Here is a 24376-nt window from a genome sequence, read left to right as displayed (position 1 = left end):
TACAAAGTTTATATGCGGTAAACTTATACAGATGTTCTTGTAATCTTCTTCCTTTATAAAAGGCTTGTATATATGATACAAAACATAAAAAACTAGAGGAGATAAAACGCTATGATGGAACAAAAACAACTCGTTTCTGTTGTAATCCCGCTATATAATGCGGAAAAGTATATCGAAGAAACGATGCAATCTATACTAAATCAAACGTATCAAAACATTGAAATTGTAGTTGTAGATGATGGTAGTAAAGATCAATCACCTATAATTGTAAAAGAACTTCAGCGAAAACATCCAGAGAAAGTTCGCTATGTCCATCAGGAAAATCAAGGTGTATCAGTTGCTCGTAATACAGGAATTGAGCACGCTAATGGTGAATATGTTGCTTTTCTTGATAGCGATGATTTATGGCATCCAAGTAAAATAGAAAAACAAGTACAAAGTATGCATATAAACAATATGAATGCTTGTTATTGCGGCTATATGAACTTCTATGAAGAAACAGGTGAGAAGGTAGCGCATGTGACCAACTTTATTAAAGGTGATATGACAAAATCCTTTTTAACACATCAAGTTGTTGCCCAAACAAGTACGTGGATTTTTAAACGCTCTATCGTTATGGATCATGATATCCGTTTTACACCTGGCTGCAGTTGGGGAGAAGACTTAGAATTTTTATTTAAGCTCATGAGTGTTACAAACGTGTGCTATGTAGATGAATATTTAACCTATTATCGAATTTTATCAGAAGGAAATCTATCTTCTAAATATAAAGATTATGAATTAAAAACAACAAAAGAATTAGAAGTATTTCATCGAATGAATGACTGGATTCATCAAAAATCTTCAGATTTGATAACAAAAGACTCTGAGGAACTTATTCAAATGATTGAGACATATCTATTCCCATATACTGTTATCAATAATGCTTGTATTTATATTAAAGAGAATACAAAGCTAGAAAAGTCACAGGTTCAATTGATTAAACGGGATATAAAGAAATATTGCCGTAAAATTTATTCTAAAAATGGAAAACGAAGCAAAAAATTATATGCAATGCTTTGGTTTGTTCGAATGAAATTTCTATTTTCTTAAAACGGGACCATGCTACACATTCTTTCCATTTTATAAACTGGACAAATAGAGTCCAAAGAATAGAAAGGTATTTGCAATGAAAACAAATAAAATCCTAAAAAATGCGTCCTATCTTTTTGTAGGAAATATTATCGTTCGGTTTGTACTTGCGATTGCAACCATTCTCTTTGCAAGATATGTTTCACCTCATGATTACGGTATGTTTACAGCTGCATTAGCTGTTTCTGCTGTCATCTGTTACTTTACAGATGCTGGTTTAACACATACTTTTATGCGCGAGGGGACAAAGCAAGGTGCTAATATTAGCGAGCTTATTAGTAGTTATCTGCGCGTTCGCTTCATTTTAGCCGTGATTATTTCGATTCTCTTTGCCATTTTCGCACAATTTTTCTATGATAATGCTTATTTACGTGCAATGGTATATTTAGTCGTATTGCCAACAATGTTTGGAGCAACTTTACAAGGCGTCGGAATGGCTTACTTCCAAGTAACAGAACGCATGCAATTTACTGCTATTATCTCTGTATTACAAGGTGTAACAGCAGCCGCAGCACTTTTACTAGGAATGAGCTTTAAGTGGTCACTTATGATGGTTGCAGCAATGTATGGAGCATCAAGTCTTGTAACAGGGCTGATTGCCTTTATAATGGTTATTCGCTATACAACGATTCATAAGGGGTGGAACTCTGGAATTTTAGATCAACTGCTCGTTTTCACAATTAATGGCATTATTATTATGCTATTACCGCAGCTTGGTCCGATTATTTTGGAAAAGGTATCAACATTAAAACAGGTTGGATTTTTCGGTGCTGCATCCAAAATCCCAGCTGTTCTCTACCAAATCCCTGGTGTTATCGCCGCAGCATTTTATCCGAAACTATTTTCTTTTGGAAATGAGAAAAATGTGGAAGAACATCGAAAGCTATCACATTTTGAATTAAAGTTGATGTCATTTTTAGGAATGGGGATTTCGATTCCATTTATTGCTGATCCAAGTTTTTGGATTGTTAGCCTATTGGGCGAAGAGTATGCACCAGCTGGTAATGCCCTCGCCATTTTAGCATTTATGGTTATTTTACAATCCATTAACTATCCACTTGCTGATAATTTAACAACGATTGGTCAACAATGGAAGCGTACATTAACAATGGCAATTGGTTTAGTCGTTGCCATCATTAGCTATATTGTATTAGGTAGTAAATTTGGAATGATGGGGGCTGCCACTGCAGCTATTCTTACAGAAGTTACCTTATTAATAGGATTTACTCTATTTGTTCATAAAGGTATTGAGCTTCTATTCAAAGGTATTCTCTTTAACTCCTTAGCCTTTGCTATTAGCTATTGTGCATATCGTATGCTATTCGTTACTCTACCGTCATTAGTTGCTCTCATACTTACAGGCTTATTATTTGGTATGATTGGACTTGTTATTGATCCACAAATACGTAAATTAATTTTAGGATTTGTAAATAAAAAGGTACTTCGTAAAGAAATTTAAACTTCAATGTCCTTTTATTCATCTTATGATGTGAAAAGGACATTGAAGTTTTTATTTTCTCTCATACATATTAGCGATGTCTGACTGTCCACGAATAACAGAAAAGTCACTGTAATGATGCTTCTAACTTCTAGGTTAAATTGACTTACTTTCTGAGAATGATTTATACTGAAATACAGATAACCATCATAAACCAATGATTATAAAATATATCTTTTCATGTAAAAAATTAAAAACACACCTTTTCCATAAATGGTGTGTTTTTACATAATTGATGCCAATTAAATATGATATGAAATGACTTTGATTTAAAGGGAGGAACTTGAATTTTCATGTATTTTGAAAAAGACAATAAGACCTTTTTCCATAAAAGCACTCTTATTATCATTCCATTGTTATTACTATGTGCTTTTGTTTTTCATTATTTCTTTTTAACATCAGCTCAAATATTTTCTGGCTCAGGAGATGCATTATCCCAATTCGGATTCTTTACTTTTCTCCTACAACATGCTTTTAAAGATGGAAATTTCTTTTGGTCCTGGGATTATGGATTAGGCGGCGACTTATTTGGAGAATTCAGTTATTACTATAGTACGGCGCCATTCTTTTGGATTACATTATTGCTTCCTAAGTTAAATATTGAACAAATCTATGATATGAAATTATATATGAGCATTTTCAAAAGTTTTTTAGCGATGCTCTTTATGTACGGTTCTTTGCGTTATCACCATAAAACAATCTTTTCATCTTTTATTTCTGCCATTATATACGGTGGATGTATTACTTTTATTCGTCACTCTTTACTTTGGGATTTTATGGCGGATGCTATCGTTTTTCTACCACTCGTATTATGGGGATTCGATCGATATATTATAGAAAGAAAAAAAGGACTATTTCTATTTGCTACCGCTTTAATGCTAGCGTCTAACTTTTATTTTGCTTTTATAACAAGTATTTTCATTTACATTTATGCATTTTTTCAATACTTTACGACACAGCAAAATAAAACGATTCGATCCTTCCTAACTTACTATATTAGGATTGCTTTCTTATATGGATTATCACTTGGTTTATCAGCCGTATTCTTTCTTCCATCTGTAAATGCTGTATTTAATGCCGATCGACTCACAAAGAAATTCGATATTCCTTTATTCTTTGAAAATACATTTTATAAAAATTTGCTAGAAAGCGTTTTCTTCATCAATAATGCAGAATACTATCAATTAGCATTTCCTGTCTTGGTTTTATTCTTACTTGTAATCGGATTATTTATACGTGATAAATTCGTATTGAATAAAGTATTATTTACATTCTTTATGCTTGTTCTTTACATGATTCCATATACTTATTCTGTTTTTAATGGTTTTTCTGCTATTCAATATCGCTGGTACTATTTATTCGCATTTATAATTGCCCAAACGGTCGCATACATTTTAGACTGGATGCTCCTTCATAAAAAAGAGAATAAATTGATGTACCTCATAAGCGCATTGTTAGCTACTGGCTTTTTCATTTATGCGTTCATAAGAAAGGTAAACATCAATGATCAGCCATTAGACGAAGTCGATCATATGCTGATAAGTGTCATCGTAATTTCTATTCTTACAATATGTCTATGGCGCTATCTGTCTAAAATTTTCTTACAGTTCTTAGTAATCCTAAATGTTCTTATCAATGTAGTTTTTATCAATTACATGTATTCAGAAAATGTACTAAGTAAACCCTTTGGACAGCGAAATGTTACAAAAGAATCTTTACATGCACCTGGATATGATAATCAAGAAGAAATTGCTGCCATTCGCTATATTCAAAATCATGATAAAGACTTTTACCGTATTATTAATCCGGGCAGCCTCCGTAATACACCAATGCTTCAGGAATATCATGGTGCAAGTGCTTATCATAGCCTAATCAATTATTATGTTCATGACTTTATGAAAAATAAATACAATGTTTTTCAAGGATTCGATACACCATCCATGTTTTTCCAATTAGATAATCGGCTCCTTCTTGAGAATATGTTAGGTGTGAAATATTACATATTACATGCAGATGTCGATGCAGCTAACATTCCTTATGGCTATAAACAATTAAAACAAGTAGGCCCATATAAAATTTATAAAAATGAATATGCGTTACCATTAGGATATGTGTATGAATCAGGGATAGATAATAAAGAGTTTTCTAAACTAAACTTTGCTGAGCGGGATCAATTATTGTTGGATGCTGTAGTCGTTGATAACATAAAAGATTTTTCATTAAAACATTTTGATACAAAGAGGCTTGATGTCAAGCCAGTACCGATTAAAACCGAGCAGATCCAATTCGAAAACATCGAAAACAATAACAATGTGCTTACGGTTCATGAAGATGGTCGTATAATAGTGCCTATCGATCCACCTAATGTTGTAGGAGACCTTCTTGTGGAATTAAAAATTAAAAATAAAGGCTCCTTCCATGCGATTGTGAATGGGAAAGACATGAGTAAAGGAAATGATGCAGGTGCATATGCATACCCATTAGAGAGATTTGTTTATAATTTTGGAAAGAACAACCATCCAAACGAATTGACGATTTCTATTACTGATAAAATCCCTGGACCAGATGAATATGAGTTACAAGACTTGCAAGTCAACATTGTGAATTATGAAAGCATCCAAGAAAAAACTAAAAAATTAACTAAAAATAGACTCCAAAATATCTCTTATAAAAATAACTATTTAAAAGGTCAAGTTAACTCAAGTAAAGATGGATTACTCTACCTGTCTGTTCCATATAGTAAAGGTTGGACTATAAAGGTAGATGGGAAAGAGACAGAATTTACGAAAGTAAACTCTGCGTTCATAGGCGTTCCAATTCAAAAAGGATCACATGTAATTGAAATGAATTATGTTACACCTTACTTCAAATTAGGTTTGATTATATCCATTATTTCATTCATCATTTGCTCCACTTTGTTATTTTTTGGGCGCAAAAAGGGAAATAATGAGCTTACCTTTTTACACAACAATAAGTAAACATACATCCAGTTAGGGCTATTCCTTCTTATCTAATAAGGAATAGCCTGAATCCATAGCACTATCACAAACAAGGAGGGTCAAAAATGACTCTTTCAATAGTAGTACCCTGTTACAATGAAGAAAAAGTACTTCGATCTTTTTATTCAGAAACTTCTCTTGAAGTACATAAATTAGATACCGATTATGAATTTGTTTTTGTTAATGATGGTAGTAAAGATGATACATTGAATATTTTACGAGATTTAGCAAATTCCGATTCAGCTGTACACTATATATCATTTAGCAGAAACTTTGGAAAAGAAGCTGCCATGTTGGCTGGCTTAAAATATGCTACAGGCGATGCGGTTGTTATTATGGATGCTGACTTGCAGCATCCGCCTTCTTTAATAAAGGATATGATAGAAGGTTACAATGACGGATATGACCAAGTGATTGCAAAAAGAACAAGAACAGGTGATTCACCTATACGGTCTTTCATCTCACGTCTATACTACAAAGTTATGAATAAATTTGTTGATATTGAATTAGTCGATGGTATCGGCGATTTTAGACTTTTAAGTAGACGAGCCGTAGATTCATTACTCTCTTTAAGTGAATACAATCGATTTTCTAAAGGTTTATTCTCTTGGATTGGATTTAAAGAATTAATCATTGAATATGAAAATGTATTACGTTCTGATGGAGAAAGTAAATGGACTTTTTCTAAGTTGTTGAATTACGGAATAGATGGCGTTATTTCTTTTAATAATAAACCATTACGCTTATCTATATACCTTGGATTACTAACAACTCTTTTAGCAATCTTATACGTAATCACGACATTTATACAGATTATTATTGATGGAATTGATGTACCCGGTTACTTCACTTTAATTTCCGCTATACTATTCATCGGTGGTATCCAGCTCATCTTCTTAGGCGTCATTGGTGAATATATTGGCCGTATCTACTATGAAACAAAGCGCAGACCACATTTTATTGTGGCAGAGAAAAAAGTAAGTGAAGTAAAACAAACAGTCTAATAAGAAAAAGGAAAAGTTACTTCTATATCATCTAGGAGTAACTTTTTACTATACTAATCTCTACATACCGTTTTTCTTCATATATACTTCCTTTTATAAAATACACAACCTTTTCCTTTCAAAATTATACATTTCGAAAGGATAGCATTATATTCGAGAATTTAGTATCATGATTCAAGATACTATTTTGAAATGGACGGAGGACACTATGAGTTTATTAACAGTTGAAAATTTAGGACACACATTTGGTGATCGTACTCTCTTTAAAGATGTATCCATGCGTTTATTAGCGAATGAACATGTTGGACTAGTCGGCGCAAATGGCGTTGGAAAATCCACATTTATGAATATTATTACTGGACAACTTATTCATGACCAAGGGCGCATCGAATGGACGCCTGGTACACATTATGGCTATTTAGATCAGCACACAATCTTAACACCTGGTCGAACAATTCGTGACGTTTTAACGGATGCCTTCTTACCTTTATTTGAGAAAGAAAAAGAATTAAATATGATTACAGAAAAAATGGCTACAGCGACACCGGAAGAATTGGAAGAGCTTTTAGACCAAATGGCTAATATTCAAGATGCTCTTGAGGCTGGTGGTTTCTATTTACTAGATATTAAAGTGGAAGAAGCTGCGCGTGGCCTTGGTCTTGATGCAATTGGTCTAGATCGTGATGTTTCTGCATTAAGTGGTGGGCAGCGTACAAAAGTATTGCTTGCAAAGTTACTGCTTGAGCAACCACAAGTATTATTACTAGATGAGCCTACTAACTATTTAGATGTTGAGCACATTCAATGGTTAACAAACTATTTAAAAGAATACCCACATGCATTCCTGTTAATTTCTCATGATACAGAGTTTATGAACAAATGTGTGGATGTCATTTTCCATCTAGAATTCTCAAAAATGACGCGTTATACAGCGACATATGAGAAGTTTTTAGAACTAGCTGAAATCAATAAAAATCAACATTTACAAGCGTATCAAAAACAACAAGAATTTATTAAAAAGCAAGAAGATTTCATCGCGAAAAATAAGGCTCGTTATTCTACAACAGGCCGAGCAAAAAGCCGTCAAAAACAGCTTGATCGTATGGAGCGAATCGATCGTCCAGAAACAGCGATTAAACCTGAGTTCTCTTTCAAAGAATCTCGCGCAAGTAGCCGCTTTGTCTTTGAAGGAGAAGATGTAGAAATTGGTTACACACATCCACTATTGCCGAAACTAACAATGACAATTGAACGCGGTGAGAAAATTGCAATTGTTGGATGTAATGGTGTTGGGAAATCAACATTATTAAAAACAATTTTAGGTAAAATTAAACCATTAAGCGGAAAAACAAGCCTTGGTGACTTCTTAGAGCCAGCATATTTCGAACAAGAAGTAAAAGCTGATCATATAACACCTATCGATGATGTTTGGAATACATTCCCGAATTTAGATCAACATCAAATTCGAGCAATGTTAGCGAAATGCGGTTTAAAAAACGAACATATTACGCGCCCATTAAATCAATTAAGCGGTGGCGAGCAAGCAAAAGTTCGTTTATGTAAGCTCATGGGTGAAGAAAGTAACTGGTTACTATTTGACGAGCCGACAAACCACCTTGATGTAACAGCAAAAGAGGAACTAAAAAAAGCAATGAAAGCATACAAAGGAACGATTCTTCTTGTATGTCACGAACCAGACTTTTACCAAGATTGGGTAACAAAAGTTTGGAATGTAGAAGAATGGGCGCAAGCTAACAAATAATAAATAGAGGTGGATCATAACAGATTCACCTCTATTTATTTTAGATTACATCTACCTCATAATATGTCGCTAATCGAAGTCGAAAATCTGTTAAATTATCATAACGCTTTAAATTCGCTAACATCCCTTGAATCACTGGCATTCTTGGATTTGCTACTCTCATTTCTGCTTCTAAAACATCTAATGTAACTAATAACTCATCATTTTCTAATTCATCAGCTAAATTACGTTTAAACATAATAATTTCCTGTAGAAATTGTTCCTTCACTTGCTCTTTTATTAAGTCTGAACTACAAAGAAGTTGCCCTAATTGTTCTTCATGCAAAACAGGTTCCTCACCAGAATTTACAAGACCTTCTACAATGTCATCCATTCTTTTTAAAATAAATGTGGAAACATGAGTTAAATTAATTTCTGTTTCATTTAAAATGATTAATTCTAAATACGCTCGGGAAATCCCTTCTACTATCACTACAAGATCTAACAAATACGGAGTGACCTTTTCACCATAAATAGACAATATACTATTTCGATAAAATGCATGTGACTCCATTTTCATGTTCCTCATAAATGCTTCTACTTCTTTATTAAATGGAATCGCATTCTCCCTTGCATGCATAATAATAAATTCTTTATGCTTTTGTATATCATGAAACTGACAATATAATTGTTTTATAAATTTTTCGCGTGGTAGTAATGATTCTTTTTCAATTTTCGTCATTTTACTTTGAATTTTTTCATAATAATATTTAAGAGTAGCTAGAAGCAATTCATCTTTTGATTTGAAATATAAATAAAAAGCTCCTTTTGATATCCCGCATGCTGTTACGATTTCTTGCACTGATGTTGCATTCACACCCTTTGCTGCAAATAACTTCATTGCTATTTCAATAATTAAGCGTTCTTTTTCTTTCATATTTTCTCTCCTAATAGACTTTTACAACATAATTTTACATTGCGGTTGTTATTTTCACTTTATCTTAACAGTATTATAACATCTCTTTTCATTGACGACTGACCACTCAGTCAGTTATATTATGTGTTAGACTGACCGATTGGTCAATACATAATAAGGGAGCGCAAACATGAACAAAATCATTAAGTTTTCGTTAAAAAATAAGTTCGCAGTTTGGCTATTAACCATCATTGTTACCACAGCGGGAATTTACTCTGGTTTAAATATGAAATTAGAAACAATTCCTGATATCACAACCCCTGTCGTAACAGTAACAACGGTTTATCCTGGGGCTACTCCGCAAGAAGTAGCGGATAAAATATCGAAGCCGATGGAAGAGCAACTGCAAAATTTAAACGGCGTGAACGTTGTAAGTTCCTCCTCTTATCAAAATGCATCTTCTATTCAAGTAGAATATGATTTTGATAAAAATATGGAGAAAGCTGAAACGGAAGTAAAAGAAGCAATCGCTAATGTAAAACTACCAGAAAGTGTAAAGGACCCAAAGGTTTCTCGCATAAACTTTAATGCCTTTCCTGTTATTGCATTAAGTGCGGCGAGTAAAGACGAACCTTTAGCTACTTTAACGGAAAAGGTTGAAAAAAGTATTGTTCCAGGGTTAAAAGGCCTTGATGGTGTTGCCTCTGTTCAAATTTCAGGACAACAAGTAGATGAAGTGCAACTAGTCTTTAAAAAAGATAAAATGAAAGAATTAGGCTTAAGTGAGGATACAGTTAAAAATATCATTAAAGGTTCTGATGTATCTTTGCCACTTGGCCTATACACATTTAAAGATAGCGAAAAATCAGTTGTTGTAGATGGAAATATTACGACAGTTCAAGCATTGAAAGAAATGAAAATCCCTACTGTTTCAGCAGCAAGCGGCCAAAGTGGTGCCGGAGCAGCTTCTTCTCTTCAAACAGAAGCACCGCAAATGAATCCAGCCATGACTGCTAGTATTCCAACTGTCAAACTTGAAGAAATTGCTGATGTGAAAGAAGTTGGGAAAGCTGAATCCATTTCTCGTACAAACGGTAAAGAAGCGATCGGTATTCAAGTTGTAAAAGCAGCTGATGCAAATACAGTTGATGTCGTAAATGCTGTAAAAGATAAAGTGAAAGATATTGAAAAAAAATATAAAGATTTAGAGATTATCTCGACATTTGATCAAGGTACACCGATTGAAAAATCAGTTGATACAATGCTTAGCAAAGCGATATTTGGTGCCATATTTGCTATCATTATTATCATGTTGTTCTTACGAAACATTCGAACAACATTAATTTCTGTTGTTTCCATTCCGCTTTCTTTACTCATTGCTATTTTAGTATTGAAGCAAATGGACATTACGCTCAATATTATGACACTTGGAGCAATGACAGTTGCGATTGGACGCGTTGTCGACGATTCAATCGTTGTAATTGAAAATATTTACCGCCGCATGTCTTTATTAGAAGAACCATTACGCGGAAAAGACTTAATCCGCGTAGCAACAAAAGAAATGTTTATTCCTATTATGTCTTCGACAATTGTAACAATTGCGGTATTTTTACCTCTTGGGCTTGTAAAAGGTATGATTGGTGAAATGTTCTTACCATTTGCCTTAACGATCGTATTTGCATTACTCGCTTCGTTACTTGTAGCCATCACCATTGTACCGATGTTAGCTCATTCTCTATTTAAAAAAGAAAGTATGAGAGAAAAAGAAGTACACCATAAAGAGAAACCAAGTAAATTAGCAAATGGCTACAAACGCGTGCTGAATTGGGCACTCAACCATAAAATCATTACATCTAGTATCGCTGTTCTTCTATTAGTTGGTAGTCTTGCACTTGTACCAGTTATCGGCGTAAGCTTCTTACCAGCTGAAGAAGAAAAAATGATGATTGCAACCTATAACCCTGATCCAGGGCAAACATTAGAAGACGTTAAAACAATCGCAACAAAAGCAGAAACACACTTTCAAAATAAAAAAGATGTAAAAACAATTCAGTTCTCATTAGGCGGAGAAAACCCAATGAGTCCAGGTAAAACAAATCAAGCTATGTTCTTTGTTCAATACGATAATGACACAAAAAACTTTGAGAAAGAAAAAGAACAAGTGATTAAAGATTTACAAAAGATGACAGGAAAAGGTGAATGGAAAAGCCAAGACTTCGGAAATAGCGGAGGCAGTAATGAAATTAAGCTATACGTATACGGAGATCGCTTAGAAGACATTAAACCTGTCGTAAAAGATATTCAAAATATCATGAAAAAAGAAAACGATTTGAAAGATATCGATTCTAGCCTTGCCAAAACATATGCAGAATACACGTTAGTCGCAGATCAAGAAAAACTAAGTAAAATGGGGCTAACTGCTGCTCAAGTTGGCATGGAACTTTCTAATCAACATGATCGTCCTGTCCTTACGACAATTAAAAAAGATAGTAAAGATATCAATGTTTATGTAGAAGCAGACAAACATGATTATGAAGCAATTGATGATTTAACAAATCGTAAAATGAAAACACCACTTGGTAACGAAGTAACTGTTAAGGACGTTATGACTGTGAAAGAGGGCGAAACTTCCAATACAGTTACACATCGCGATGGTCGTATTTACGCATCCGTAAGCGCAAAAGTAACATCTGATGACGTTTCTAAAGCATCTGCGGCAATTCAAAAGGAAGTAGATAAAATGGACCTTCCTTCTGGCGTAGAAGTTTCTATGGGCGGTGTTACAAAAGATATTCAAGAATCTTTTTCACAACTTGGATTAGCGATGTTAGCGGCAATTGCCATTGTATACTTCGTTCTTGTTGTGACATTTGGCGGCGCACTTGCACCATTTGCGATTTTATTCTCACTTCCATTTACAATTATCGGAGCACTTGTTGCTCTACTCATTTCAGGTGAAACATTAAGTGTATCGGCAATGATTGGTGCGCTTATGTTAATCGGTATTGTTGTCACGAATGCAATCGTGCTGATCGACCGTGTCATTCATAAGGAACAAGAAGGCCTATCGACACGTGAGGCATTATTAGAAGCTGGTTCAACGCGCTTACGACCGATTTTAATGACGGCAATCGCAACAATTGGTGCTTTAATACCTCTTGCACTTGGATTTGAAGGTAGTGGCTTAATTTCGAAAGGACTTGGAGTAACAGTAATTGGCGGCTTGACAAGTTCAACATTACTAACACTTCTCATTGTTCCAATTGTATATGAAGTGCTCAGCAAATTTAGAAAGAAAACAGTAAAATAACCTCGCAATCGCGAGGTTATTTTTTTTGATGAAACAAGATTAGGAAATCTCCATATCCTTCTTTTTCTAAGTCTTCCTTTGGAATAAATCGAAGCGCTGCTGAATTAATGCAATAGCGAAGGCCGTTTGGACCTGGTCCATCTGGAAAAACATGACCAAGATGTGAATCGCCTTCCCTGCTTCTCACTTCTGTACGCGTCATGTTATGACTAAGATCAATTTTTTCTTTTACACTGGCTGACATAACAGGCTTTGTAAAGCTCGGCCAACCACAGCCACTATCAAATTTATCTAAAGAAGTAAATAGCGGTTCACCAGACACGATGTCTACATATAGCCCTTCTTCTTTATGATCCCAATACTCATTTTGAAACGGAGGTTCTGTCCCATTTTCCTGCGTTACATAAAATTGCCTCTCCGTTAATCGTTCTTTTAAATGTGCATTATCTTTTGGCCAATGCTTTTTAATAAACGCATCACGTCCTGATCCTTGGCGATATAATGCATAGCGGAATGCATTTTTCTTATGATAATCTTGATGATACTCCTCAGCCGGATAGAATGTAGATGCTGGAATAATTTTCGTAACAATTGGTTTAGAAAAATGCCCGCTCTCAGCAAGTTCCTTTTTCGATGCTTCAGCTAGTTTCCGCTGCTCTTCATTATGATAAAAGATAGCTGTTTCATATGATTGCCCACGATCATGAAATTGCCCACCCACATCTGTTGGGTCAATTTGTCTCCAATACATATTTAATAATTTTTCGTACGGCATTTTATCTGGGTCAAATGTAATTTGAACTGCTTCATAATGTCCTGTCGTTTCAGAACAAACTTCTTTATAAGTTGGATTTTCTTTATGTCCCCCTGTATAACCAGAAACGATTCTTATAACCCCTTCCATTTCTTCAAATGGTGAAACCATACACCAAAAGCAACCTCCCGCAAATGTCGCAAGCTCTACCTTTTCATTGATAGACATTTCCTTCACCCCAATTATTTGTATTCTTCTTACAGTATGGCATATATGGAATTAAGTTATAAAGTGAAACTTTAATTAGTAGTTTTTTCATCCCCACTGATTATGAACCCTCACCAATCGTGCAGTAAGGCTCAGATGGGAGCCTTACTGCACTAAAATAGCAGGATAAAAGAAAAAGCATCATCACCTGATGCTTTTTAAGACTCTATTTTTTCAGTAGCCCCTTTTTCTATTTCATCGCTCGTTACATCTAAAACATCCAATAGGAACATAAAGACTGGGATACCGATAATTAGCCCCCAAACACCTAGAAAATGCTCAGAAAAAATCAATACCATAAATGTATAAAAAATGGGTAAGTTCGTCTTTTGTGACATAAACTTTGGATTTAATACGTAACTTTCAAGCGCATGAATAACAACCACAATAATTAATATATAGATAACATAAGTAATACTACCAATATTATATGCGATCATGCAAAGTGGAAATAATGAGATAATTACACCCGCCACTGGAATTAAACCTAATAGAAAGATCATTAATGCTAGACCAAGTAACTGTGGAAATCCTAAAATCCATAGTGCAATCACGGATAGCACACAATTCACAATAGCAATTAAAAATTGTGCTTCAATTACTTTCCCAAAAGAGCGCGCAAATTTCTTCCCAAAGTATTCAATTTCATTATAGAAAATAGCAAGTTTGCTCTCTTTAAACTTTGCCGTAAATGCAACAATACGTGCTTTTTCCAATAAGAAGAATAAGCTTAAAATTAAAGAAAGTAAAAATTGCAAACCGAATTTCCCAACATTTGCAATGGACTTATAAATAATATCTACGCCTTGCCCTACATACTTTGAAAGCTCCATATGATTAATCGCATTAATCGAGGCCTTTATCATGTCATTATCCGGTGGATTTTTAAGGAATACATTAAATTGATAAATTAATTGTGAAATTTGTACTGTTAACACCGGTAGATATTTAAATAATGTAACTGTAATTCCACCAACAAACATGACATATAAAAACGCTATAATAATTTTTCGGTTAATCGGCATAAAATGATCGAGCTTTCTAGAAATAAATTTCTGGAATCGATCCATTAAATATGTCAGGATAAACGTAATTAAAATTAAATTAAACATGCTTTTTAGCCCATATAATATAAGAGCTAATAATAAAAGTATCAGTAACCTTTGAAATCCTTTGCTTTGAAACAGGTTTTTCATTTGCATAATCGACGAGTGATCTCTCCTGTCCTATAAAGTAAGACTTATCATAAGGGGGTCTCTTTCTCTTCCCCACAAATTTTTTATGTTGATTAACATCCTCTTCTTATCTTCTTTCTGCTAGAGTAAGATTTGGATCCATAACATTACCTTTCCTTTCTATTTTACAATATAATAGTCCTTTTCAGAACGCATTATATAAAGTATTAATAAAGATTTAAGGAAAAATAAAATAGGTCATACCACTACTGTAACATAAAAAGCAAGCTATCAGTAGAAATCTGTTCTACAAATAGCTTGCTTCTATCAGGTTTAAATTGATATCTGATTACGCAATCAATGGCATAAACATTGGAATAACAACAACTGTTACAACCCCAACTACAGTTACTGCAATACTTGCCATCGCTGCTTCTACTTCACCCATTTCAATTCCGACTGCAACGCCAAGTGCGTGTCCTGCTGTTCCTAATGCTAATCCTTTCGCGATTGGATTTTTGACTCTAAATGTTTTTAAGAATAATGCCCCAAGTGCATATACAATTACCGCGTTAAAGATAACAGCAAAAGATGTAATAGCTGGAATACCACCGATACTTTCAGATAAAGGTAATGCAATTGCTGTTGTTGCTGCTTGTGGCAACATAGAATTCATAACAGCTGCATCTAAATGAATGGCTTTCGCAACAATGAACACAACCACTACTGAACAAACAGATCCGACAATGATAGCAGATAAAATTTGCCACCAATATTTTTTTAATTTATCAGCTTGTTTATATAATGGAATTGCAAAAGCAATTGTAGCTGGCTCTAGAAAGAAACTAATGATTTTACCACCAGTATTATATTCTTCAAATGTGAAATTTCCAACCTTTAAAAAGACAATCCCTAATACCATTGCTACAAATAGCGGTGTAAATAAGAAAAATTGTTTTGAATGTTTAAATAAGAATGTTCCGATCCCGTATGCGATTAATGAAACAACAATTCCGAAATATGGAGTCATTGTGCTTGCCATGTCCATTACCTCCTAACCATGTATACAATCTATTACGCAACTTTTCCGTGTTTATGTCCTTTACCTAAAGTGTCTAATTGTTTTGTATCTACCGGTTCTTTTCCATCTTTTCCTAGAATAAATTGAGCAAATAAACCTGTTACCGCCAATAAAATAACTGTTGCAACAACAATTACAGTAATGATTTGTACAAAATATTGTCCCATTACCCCAAGGGAATTAATAACGGAAATACCAGATGGAACGAATAAGAAGCCGATAATACCTGTTAATGCCGTTCCAAGTGACTCAACCTGTTCCAATTTAATAACCTTTAAGCATAATAAGCTAAATAAAATGACTAATCCAATTACTGAAGAAGGCATTGGAATTGGTAAATGTGATGCGATCATATGAGAAACTAACATAATTGCTGAGAAAATAAATGCTTGTGATAAAAAACTATATACTTTTTTTGTACTCATTTTAGCCACCTCTTTCGATTTGGTACCTTTATTGTATACGATGTAAATGCTTGAGTAAGCGTTTACAAAATGGAACGTCGAATATAGAGAATCAGTTACAAAAATGACAGGATGAAATACAAAAACTGCTTCTTAAATACGAAGCAGTTTTTTTAATTCCTTTGCATATGTACGACTTACTGGTACTTTCGATCCATCTTTCATAATTAAATTATAAGTAGAATTAAACCAAGGTTGAACTTCTGAAATATGATTTACATTTGCAATAAAACTACGATGCACTCTCATGAACGTTGTTTGTGGTAGTTTTTTCTCCAAAATAACAAGCGTATCATGAGTTACATATGTTTCTCGAATTGTCTTTACAGTTACTTTCCCATCTACAAGTCCTACATAGACAATATCTTCCGTACTTACAAGAACGATTGATTCTTCGATTGGAAGTGCAAGTTTATGCATCTCAGCAGTTACATCCGGTACTTTCACATCTGCCTTCTTTTCTATTTCACTTTGCTTTCTCTTTTTATATTTTTTTAATGTTTGTGCGATACGTTCTTCATCAAATGGCTTTAAAATATAGTCTAATGCATCGACTTCAAATGCTTGTAATGCATATTGATCATATGCTGTCGCAAATACAATAGCTGGCGGATTTTTCATCTTTTTTAATATGTTTGCAATTTCAAAACCATTATCATCTGAAAGCTGAATATCTAAAAAAACAATATCTGGTTTATCATCCATCAATATTTCTAATGCATCTTCTATACAATCTGCCTCTTCAATTTCATCCACTTCTTTCGTTCGTTGTAATAAATATTTCAGCTCATCTCTTGCTAACATTTCATCATCTACTACTAATACCTTTACCACTACTTCCTTCCCCCTCTACATATTGAATCGGAATTGCAAAGAAAATTTCAGTTCCTTTCAGTAATTCGCTTTTAATATGAAGTGTCGTTTCTTTCCCAAATAGCCCCATTAACCGTTCGTTAATGTTATATAAAGCTGTACCTGTTCCTTTTTTGGATGTTACAACCGCTTTTCCTAATTGTTCTAAACGCTCTTGTTCAATCCCCTGACCGTTATCTTTCACCTTAAAATGAATCAAATCACCTTCAACGTGCGCATACACTTCTACTTGGCAAATCGGTTGCTTCTTCGGAAATGCATGTCTAAGGGCATTTTCAACTAACAATTGAAGCACAAATGGTGGAATTAACATAGTCTTTAATCCTTCGCCTATATAGGTTTTAACCTCATATTTATTTGGAAATCTCGCTTGTTCTAACGATAAATATGCATTCACGTGATTCAGCTCTTGCTCTAGCGGAATCAACAGTTGCCGCGCTCCTTGTAAGTTACAACGAAAATAGACGCTAAGCTGTAGTAAGAGCTTTCTTGCTTTTTCCACATCTGTACGACAAAGTGCTGAAACTGTATTAATAGCATTAAATAAAAAATGTGGGTTAATTTGTGCTTGTAATGCTTTGATTTCAGCATCTTGAAGCAATTTACTTTGCAGCTCTGCTTCTCCTAATTCAAGCTGGGTAGAGAAAATTTTTGCTAACCCTTCTGCTAGCTCCTCTTCCACACGACTTAACTGATTTGGATTTTTAAAATATAACTTTAATGTTCCAATTGTATTGCCATGCGATGTTAAAGGAATAACAATTGCTGCTTGTAATGGGCAGTCTTCATGCTGACAGTTAATGACTTCTCTTGATTTCGCTTTCATTATTTTTCCTGTATGTAATACTTCTTTTGATAATCCTGTAATTAAACTATGCGACGGGATATGATGATCAGCTGCTAATCCCACATGTGCTAATATTTTTTCTGTATCTGTTAAGGATACCGCATCCGTTCCCGTAAAACGATGGATAATTTGTGCCACATGTTTACATGATTCTTCTGTTAATCCTTGGCGAAAATAAGGTAATGTTTTATCAGCAATTCGAAGCACTTTATGCGTTTGTAGTGCCTTTGCATTCTCTTCTTGTCGCAAAATCGCTTGCACCATGGAAAGTAAAATAAAACTACCAAAACCATTTACAAAAATCATCGGCATTGCAATCGTTTTTACTATATTCCATCCATCTTTTACGATGAATAAAATCATAACCATTTCCAACGAAACAATAACCACGCTTAAAAACGCTGAATACTTAGGTGTAACTGTACGATTATGCTTTTGAAAAATCCGGCCAATATATCCTGTAATAATCCCTGCCAAAATAGATGAAATGGCACAGCTAAAAGCTGTCGTCCCTCCTAGCATGTAGCGATGAATACCAGAAATAAACCCAACACCAATTCCGACAATCGGTCCTCCTAGTAAACCGCTAATTCCGACACCCATAATACGCGTATTTGCAATCGTACTTGATGAGGAAACGCCTTGTAACCAATTTTCATTCATAATTGTATTTCCTGCAATTTCAATTCCTGTGTAATTGCTTACAATTGTAAATAACGAAAAAATACAAATGAGCATAAGCTTATCTTTATATCCATCTTGTTTATGAAGAAGACGTCGGAAAATTCGAATATGCGAAAGTAGAAAACCTAATATAACAATTAATCCAACGCGCTCAATCATCATGAGTACTAAATCTAACATCTTTAGTCCTCCTTTATTTATTTTGTTCATTTTATTATCGAAAAATAATGAAGCGAACGTCAAGAAGAATCATCTATCATTTATAATCTTTTACAATAATATCCTTAAAAACTTTCTTTCATATTTGACAATAGAATCGAAGAGTGCTAATAATAAAGTAATTTCATTACAGTCCTTTAACACAACCCCGTGAGGTTGAGAAGGAAGTCGGAATATAAAAAAAGTAGGCGCATTCTTTCCAAGGGATACGCATGCTCTTTAGGCCTTCTCACACAACTGACGTGAGAAGGCCTTTTATTATTCTTCCATAGTGACTGTATAAAAATAAGGAGGAGTAATAATGGACATAACAAATGAATCAAAAGCAAAACGTTATAAAACATTGCTTGGTTCTGCATTAGGGTATGCAGCAGAGGGATTAGATATGTTACTTCTATCCTTCGTACTCGTTTACATTTTGAAAGAATTTCACTTAACACCTGTAGAGGGTGGAAACCTTACATTAGCAACAACTATTGGGATGTTAATTGGTTCCTACTTATTTGGATTTATCGCTGACTTATTGGGTCGTATTCGAACAATGGCTTTTACTATTTTATTATTTTCACTTGCAACTGCACTCATTTATTTCACAACAGAATATTGGCAATTATTAACACTTCGTTTTCTAGTAGGAATGGGTGTTGGTGGAGAATTTGGTATCGGAATGGCGATTGTAACGGAAACATGGTCTAAAGAAATGCGGGCAAAAGCAACTTCCGTTGTTGCACTTGGATGGCAATTTGGAGTACTCGTTGCTTCACTCCTTCCAGCCTTTATCGTTCCACACTTCGGCTGGAGAGCTGTTTTCTTATTTGGTCTCATACCAGCTTTACTTGCCGTATATGTTCGTAAAAGCTTAAGTGAACCGAAAATTTGGGAACAAAAACAACGATATAAAAAAGAATTGTTACAAAAAGAGCGCCAAGGAACTTTAACAGCTATGGAAGCAGAAGAGCTCCAACATATGAAAAAGTTTCCTTTACGCAAGTTATTTTCTAATAAAAAAGTAACGATGACAACAATTGGACTTATTATTATGTCTTTCATCCAAAACTTTGGATACTATGGTATTTTTACATGGATGCCTACAATTTTAGCAAATAAATATAACTACACATTGGTAAAAGCAAGCGGCTGGATGTTCATTTCTACAATTGGAATGTTAATTGGAATCGCAACATTTGGCATTTTGGCCGATAAAATGGGACGCCGTAAAACATTTTCACTTTATTATATAGGTGGTACTATATATTGTTTGATTTACTTCTTCCTCTTTACAGACGCAACGTTATTACTGTGGGGAAGCGCCTTACTTGGTTTCTTTGCAAACGGAATGATGGGAGGATTCGGAGCAATATTAGCTGAAAACTATCCATCGGAAGCACGTTCCACAGCTGAAAACTTTATTTTCGGCACAGGACGCGGCTTAGCTGGATTCGGACCAGTTATTATTGGATTACTGGCGACAGGCGGCAATTTATTTGGTGCTCTATCCCTTATCTTTATCATTTATCCACTAGGCCTTCTAACCATGCTTATATGCGTTCCCGAAACGAAAGGAAAAGTATTGGATTAATGGTACGAAAAAGGTTTGTGCCAACAGACCATCCTATATCGGCGATTCGTCACGAGATTTCGCTTCTATTAAAAATGCAAAAGGAGCTCGTTCAAAAATATAACTTTTGGACGAGCTCTTTACATTTTGGATAAAATGATATTTATGATTCGTTTTTACTTCTTACCATTATGAAAAAAATTAGGGGTCAAAATGTCGTTTGGATAAGGTTTATGATATATATGAGTGGTAGCTGGCGATAACGGCGGAATTAGCCATACCCAATTTCCAGTCACAACGCGACCACATGCCGCCTCTTGTTTTTCAAATTGAGCAAATTGCTGCGCTGCTGTATGGTGATCAACGATACTTACTCCTTGTTTTTTAAATGAATGTAAGACAGCTACATTTAACTCAACCAACGCCTTATCTTTCCATAACGTACTATTTCTAGTTGTATCTAAATTCATTATTTCTGCAATGGCAGGCAGTAAATGATAACGATCCACATCAGCTAAATTACGGGCACCAATTTCAGTCCCCATATACCAACCATTAAAAGGAGCTGCCGTATAAGAAATCCCGCCAATTTCTAAACGCATATCTGAAATCATCGGTACACCATACCATTTCACTCTAAGAGAGGAAAATGGGTATTCTGGATGTTCAATATCCACTTCTTTTACTTCCTCTTTCGGAATTTCCTTATATACAGGTTCTTGCCCATCAATTGAGAATACGAGTGGTAACACATCAAAATTCGTTCCTTCCCCATTCCAGCCAAGCTTCTGGCAAAAAGATGTAAAAGAAGAGGAATGCGGATCCCCAATCACACCTGTGTCCGTTTTATATCCTGCATAACGAATTAATTGATGATTATAGATACGAATATGATTTTGTTCATCTCTATACTGTTTGAAAATCGTAATGGTTGGCCTAATTTTTCCACCATTTGTCGCATATTGAATATGATGAATTAGCGCGCGATATACCCCTTCCTCATCATTGATCTCCCTAGCATCCAGTATATGCATTTTATTCCAGAACAGTCTTCCAATACATCGGTTACTATTTCGCCAGGCCATCCGTGCCCCATGAACCAGCTCCTCAAAAGTATGTTCATATGTACCCGTCCGCTCTATTTCCAATACGATTTGGTTCATCCGTTCTTCTATTTGTTTTTCTTTACCGAGTTCTTGATAGCAAGTTGTAATAAATTTTCTTGCTTCATCTATTAATACCCTCATTTTATTCATAAATAATCTCCTTCTGTTTCAACAAGACGCTACTATTTTACAGTATAAGCAAAAAGAAACGTAGGAACAAACCAAACCCATTTTACATTATTAACCAAAAACAATCCTTTTCAGAAAATAAATAGAATTGTTTGTTTTATTGTTGACTTATTAAAAAAACAAGTGTATTTTTGAGTTAGGTAAATTGTTTTTACCATGTGCAACTTTTTGAAAAAAGGGGGGAAGTTTATGTCTTCATTTCATTTGCCTAAGCTTTCATATGACTATGATGAATTAGAGCCCTACATTGATGGTGACACTTTGGCGCTTCATCATGGAAAGCATCACGCAACATATGTTAAAAATTTAAATGCTGCTTTAGAAAATTATAAAGAATTGCAGAACAAGCCTTTAGAAGAATTACTGAGCAATTTAAATGAACTACCGCCTGATATTATGACAGCAGTTAGAAATAATGGCGGTGGGCATTACTGCCACAGCCTTTTTTGGGAGGTCATGAGTCCGAAGGGCGGAGGCGAACCTAATGGAGACGTTGCAAAAGTCATTGATTATTACTTTAATACCTTTGACAACTTTAAAGATCAGCTTTCCAAAGCGGCTATTAGTCGATTCGGAAGTGGATATGGATGGCTCGTACTTGATGGGGAACAACTCTCCGTTATGAGTACACCAAATCAAGATACACCACTACAAGAAGGAAAAGTTCCGTTACTTGTAATCGATGTATGGGAGCACGCTTATTATTTGAAGTATCAAAATCGACGTCCAGAATTCGTTACGAATTGGTGGAATACGGTCAATTGGGATCGTGTGAATGAAAAGTATTTACAAGCAATTAAATCACAGAAACATTAGTCATGCGTATAAGGTAAATTTGGTAATGTAAACTAGTATCATCGAAATCCTCCAAAATCCCCCGGATTGCCACCGGGGGATTTATGTATCAATTACCTTAACTTTTCAATATAGTATTTCAATACAGCATTTATATTCGTTTTTACTCTATTAAATTGAAATCCTAACTCTTTTGCCTTCGTCACCTCATGATTATCTTGCAACAGTTTCTCAACTAACCGTTTGCCAAAAAAACGTGTTCCCCCTAAAACTAATACCTTTGCCATATCCGTCATTCCTTCCCATTCCCTTTTTAAAATAACGAAATACATAATCTCTTTTATGTTACTAAATTTCCTCGCAAAAAACATAAGAGTCTCCTGTGAGATTCTCTTATGTTTTCATCTACTAAAAAAATAGAAGTATTATTTTATGTAACGAAAGAGGCTGTCCAAAGTAGTTATTCAGCTACTTTGGACAGCCTCTTCTTACGATTAGTCAAGTCGTTTTTTATTATGCTTTCTCATATCCATTTTTATTATTAACTTGCCATCTCCAAGAATCTGCACACATTTCTTCGAGTCCACGTTTTGCTTCCCAGCCTAGTTCTCTTTTTGCTTTCGATGCATCTGCATAGCATATTGCCACATCTCCAGGACGACGCTCTGTAATTTTATAAGGCACTGCTCTTCCTGAGACTTTCTCAAAAGCTTTTACCATTTCTAATACACTATAACCCGTTCCTGTTCCAAGGTTATAAACATCAATCCCTTTTGTATGGAGTACCTTTTCAACAGCTTTCACATGGCCATTTGCTAGGTCCACAACATGAATGTAATCACGTATACCTGTGCCATCTTTTGTTGGATAATCATTTCCAAATACATTTAATTCTTTTAATTTCCCAACTGCTACTTGTGTTACATACGGCATTAAGTTGTTCGGAATACCATTTGGATCTTCTCCAATGCGCCCGCTTTCATGAGCACCAAACGGATTGAAGTATCGAAGTAATACTACACTCCATTCTGGATCTGCCACAACGACATCACGTAAAATTTGTTCAATCATTAATTTTGTTTGACCGTATGGGTTTGTTGCACTTAACGGGAAGTCTTCTGTAATTGGTGATGTCTCTGGAATACCGTATACTGTTGCAGATGAGCTAAAAATCATCTTTTTCACATTATGCTTCTGCATCACGTCACATAACACTAATGTGCTTGTAATATTGTTATGATAATACGTAAGTGGAATTTCAACCGATTCCCCCACTGCTTTTAAACCAGCAAAATGGATGACTGCTTCAATCGTATGTTCCTCAAAAATCATATCAAGTGCTTCACGATTTAAAACGTCTTCTTTATAAAATTGAAACGACTTACCTGTTATCTCTTTCACTCGATTGATTGCTTCTTCTGAGCTATTCGAAAGATTATCTACTACGATAATTTCATGTCCACTATTTAACAACTCTACACATGTGTGACTACCAATATATCCTGCTCCACCCGTTACAAGTATTGCCATAAGTATAGTCCTCCATATTTCATTCATTATAAACTTTTAAAATTATACCACATATCTCCTACCAAATGTTTATTCCCCCAAGTCACCATATTACATTTTATACCATATGTTCATTGTACAATGACTACTTAATAGAACAAGTTTCTTCCAGAAAAAACTTTTTTATCATTGTTCGTGCTTAAAGCTGAAAATAATCAATGGTACATTAAGTATAGAAAACAAAATTGAATTTTAT

The 24376-nt window shown here is 34.7% G+C and carries 17 protein-coding genes and 2 pseudogenes; 8 read left to right on the top strand and 11 right to left on the bottom strand.

The annotated features are described in order from the left end of the window. Positions 1 to 111: 111 nt before the first annotated feature. The 5 genes from MR058_RS17145 to MR058_RS17125 all read left to right on the top strand — a co-directional run bounded on the left by MR058_RS17145 (position 112) and on the right by MR058_RS17125 (position 8394). On the top strand, positions 112 to 1092 hold the full coding sequence (locus MR058_RS17145; protein WP_242145109.1) for a glycosyltransferase family 2 protein: 981 nt from the start codon (positions 112 to 114) through the stop codon (positions 1090 to 1092). A gap of 76 nt (positions 1093 to 1168) precedes the next feature. Further along, a complete protein-coding gene (locus MR058_RS17140; RefSeq protein WP_242145108.1) occupies positions 1169 to 2590 on the top strand; it encodes an oligosaccharide flippase family protein in 1422 nt (473 codons plus the stop codon). Positions 2591 to 2922: 332 nt separating this feature from the next. Next, a complete protein-coding gene (locus MR058_RS17135) occupies positions 2923 to 5607 on the top strand; it encodes a YfhO family protein (protein ID WP_242145107.1) in 2685 nt (894 codons plus the stop codon). A gap of 86 nt (positions 5608 to 5693) precedes the next feature. Then, positions 5694 to 6632 carry a glycosyltransferase family 2 protein gene (locus tag MR058_RS17130; RefSeq protein WP_242145106.1) on the top strand — a complete coding sequence of 313 codons (939 nt, stop codon included), beginning with the start codon at positions 5694 to 5696 and terminating at the stop codon, positions 6630 to 6632. 151 nt (positions 6633 to 6783) lie between these two features. Continuing rightward, a complete protein-coding gene (locus MR058_RS17125; RefSeq protein ID WP_242145185.1) occupies positions 6784 to 8394 on the top strand; it encodes an ABC-F family ATP-binding cassette domain-containing protein in 1611 nt (536 codons plus the stop codon). Between the two features lie 40 nt (positions 8395 to 8434). Here MR058_RS17125 and MR058_RS17120 read toward each other — a convergent pair whose 3' ends face one another. Next, positions 8435 to 9310 (bottom strand): TetR/AcrR family transcriptional regulator, encoded by an 876-nt coding sequence (locus MR058_RS17120; protein WP_242145105.1) that lies wholly within the window; start codon positions 9308 to 9310, stop codon positions 8435 to 8437. A gap of 169 nt (positions 9311 to 9479) precedes the next feature. On the opposite strand from MR058_RS17120, the gene MR058_RS17115 reads away from it, so the two are divergent. Continuing rightward, positions 9480 to 12599, top strand: coding sequence for an efflux RND transporter permease subunit (locus MR058_RS17115; RefSeq protein ID WP_242145103.1), 3120 nt, complete (start codon positions 9480 to 9482; stop codon positions 12597 to 12599). 16 nt (positions 12600 to 12615) lie between these two features. Here the strand turns inward: MR058_RS17115 and msrB are convergent, their stop codons facing one another. From msrB to MR058_RS17080, 7 genes and pseudogenes are all read right to left on the bottom strand, one after another. After that, positions 12616 to 13068, bottom strand: a complete 453-nt coding sequence (gene msrB, locus MR058_RS17110) for a peptide-methionine (R)-S-oxide reductase MsrB (protein ID WP_242145184.1) — start codon at positions 13066 to 13068, stop codon at positions 12616 to 12618. A 48-nt stretch (positions 13069 to 13116) separates the two neighbouring features. Beyond that, a pseudogene (gene msrA / locus MR058_RS17105) lies at positions 13117 to 13581 on the bottom strand (peptide-methionine (S)-S-oxide reductase MsrA); the annotation flags it as partial. Between the two features lie 197 nt (positions 13582 to 13778). Continuing rightward, on the bottom strand, positions 13779 to 14822 hold the full coding sequence (locus MR058_RS17100) for an AI-2E family transporter (RefSeq protein WP_242145102.1): 1044 nt from the start codon (positions 14820 to 14822) through the stop codon (positions 13779 to 13781). 322 nt (positions 14823 to 15144) lie between these two features. Continuing rightward, positions 15145 to 15837 carry an antiholin-like protein LrgB gene (gene lrgB / locus MR058_RS17095; protein WP_242145100.1) on the bottom strand — a complete coding sequence of 231 codons (693 nt, stop codon included), beginning with the start codon at positions 15835 to 15837 and terminating at the stop codon, positions 15145 to 15147. 32 nt (positions 15838 to 15869) lie between these two features. Beyond that, on the bottom strand, positions 15870 to 16301 hold the full coding sequence (gene lrgA, locus MR058_RS17090) for an antiholin-like murein hydrolase modulator LrgA (protein WP_242145099.1): 432 nt from the start codon (positions 16299 to 16301) through the stop codon (positions 15870 to 15872). Between the two features lie 132 nt (positions 16302 to 16433). After that, positions 16434 to 17174, bottom strand: coding sequence for a LytR/AlgR family response regulator transcription factor (locus tag MR058_RS17085; RefSeq protein WP_242145098.1), 741 nt, complete (start codon positions 17172 to 17174; stop codon positions 16434 to 16436). Next, complete coding sequence (locus MR058_RS17080) at positions 17149 to 18924, bottom strand: sensor histidine kinase (protein ID WP_242145097.1); 1776 nt, start codon at positions 18922 to 18924, stop codon at positions 17149 to 17151. Before MR058_RS17080 ends, MR058_RS17085 begins: the two co-directional genes overlap by 26 nt. 340 nt (positions 18925 to 19264) lie before the next feature. Here MR058_RS17080 and MR058_RS17075 point away from each other — a divergent pair, with 340 nt between their 5' ends. After that, a complete protein-coding gene (locus MR058_RS17075) occupies positions 19265 to 20542 on the top strand; it encodes an MFS transporter (protein ID WP_242145096.1) in 1278 nt (425 codons plus the stop codon). Between the two features lie 155 nt (positions 20543 to 20697). On the opposite strand, the gene MR058_RS17070 is transcribed toward MR058_RS17075, so the two are convergent. Further along, positions 20698 to 21777 carry a nitric oxide synthase oxygenase gene (locus MR058_RS17070; protein ID WP_242145095.1) on the bottom strand — a complete coding sequence of 360 codons (1080 nt, stop codon included), beginning with the start codon at positions 21775 to 21777 and terminating at the stop codon, positions 20698 to 20700. 228 nt (positions 21778 to 22005) lie between these two features. Here MR058_RS17070 and sodA point away from each other — a divergent pair, with 228 nt between their 5' ends. Beyond that, positions 22006 to 22632, top strand: coding sequence for a superoxide dismutase (sodA, locus tag MR058_RS17065; protein WP_242145094.1), 627 nt, complete (start codon positions 22006 to 22008; stop codon positions 22630 to 22632). Positions 22633 to 22805: 173 nt separating this feature from the next. On the opposite strand, the pseudogene MR058_RS17060 reads toward sodA, so the two are convergent. Next, positions 22806 to 22898, bottom strand: a pseudogene (locus MR058_RS17060) (epimerase); the annotation flags it as partial. A gap of 226 nt (positions 22899 to 23124) precedes the next feature. After that, entirely contained in the window at positions 23125 to 24141 is a 1017-nt protein-coding gene (gene galE / locus MR058_RS17055; RefSeq protein ID WP_242145093.1) for a UDP-glucose 4-epimerase GalE, read from the bottom strand. Positions 24142 to 24376 lie beyond the last annotated feature (235 nt).

This window comes from Bacillus cereus group sp. BfR-BA-01430, from assembly GCF_022663115.1.
Taxonomy (GTDB): domain Bacteria; phylum Bacillota; class Bacilli; order Bacillales; family Bacillaceae_G; genus Bacillus_A; species Bacillus_A cereus_BD.
Note: the sequence above shows the minus strand (reverse complement) of the source record. Positions and strands in the feature narration are given on the sequence as shown.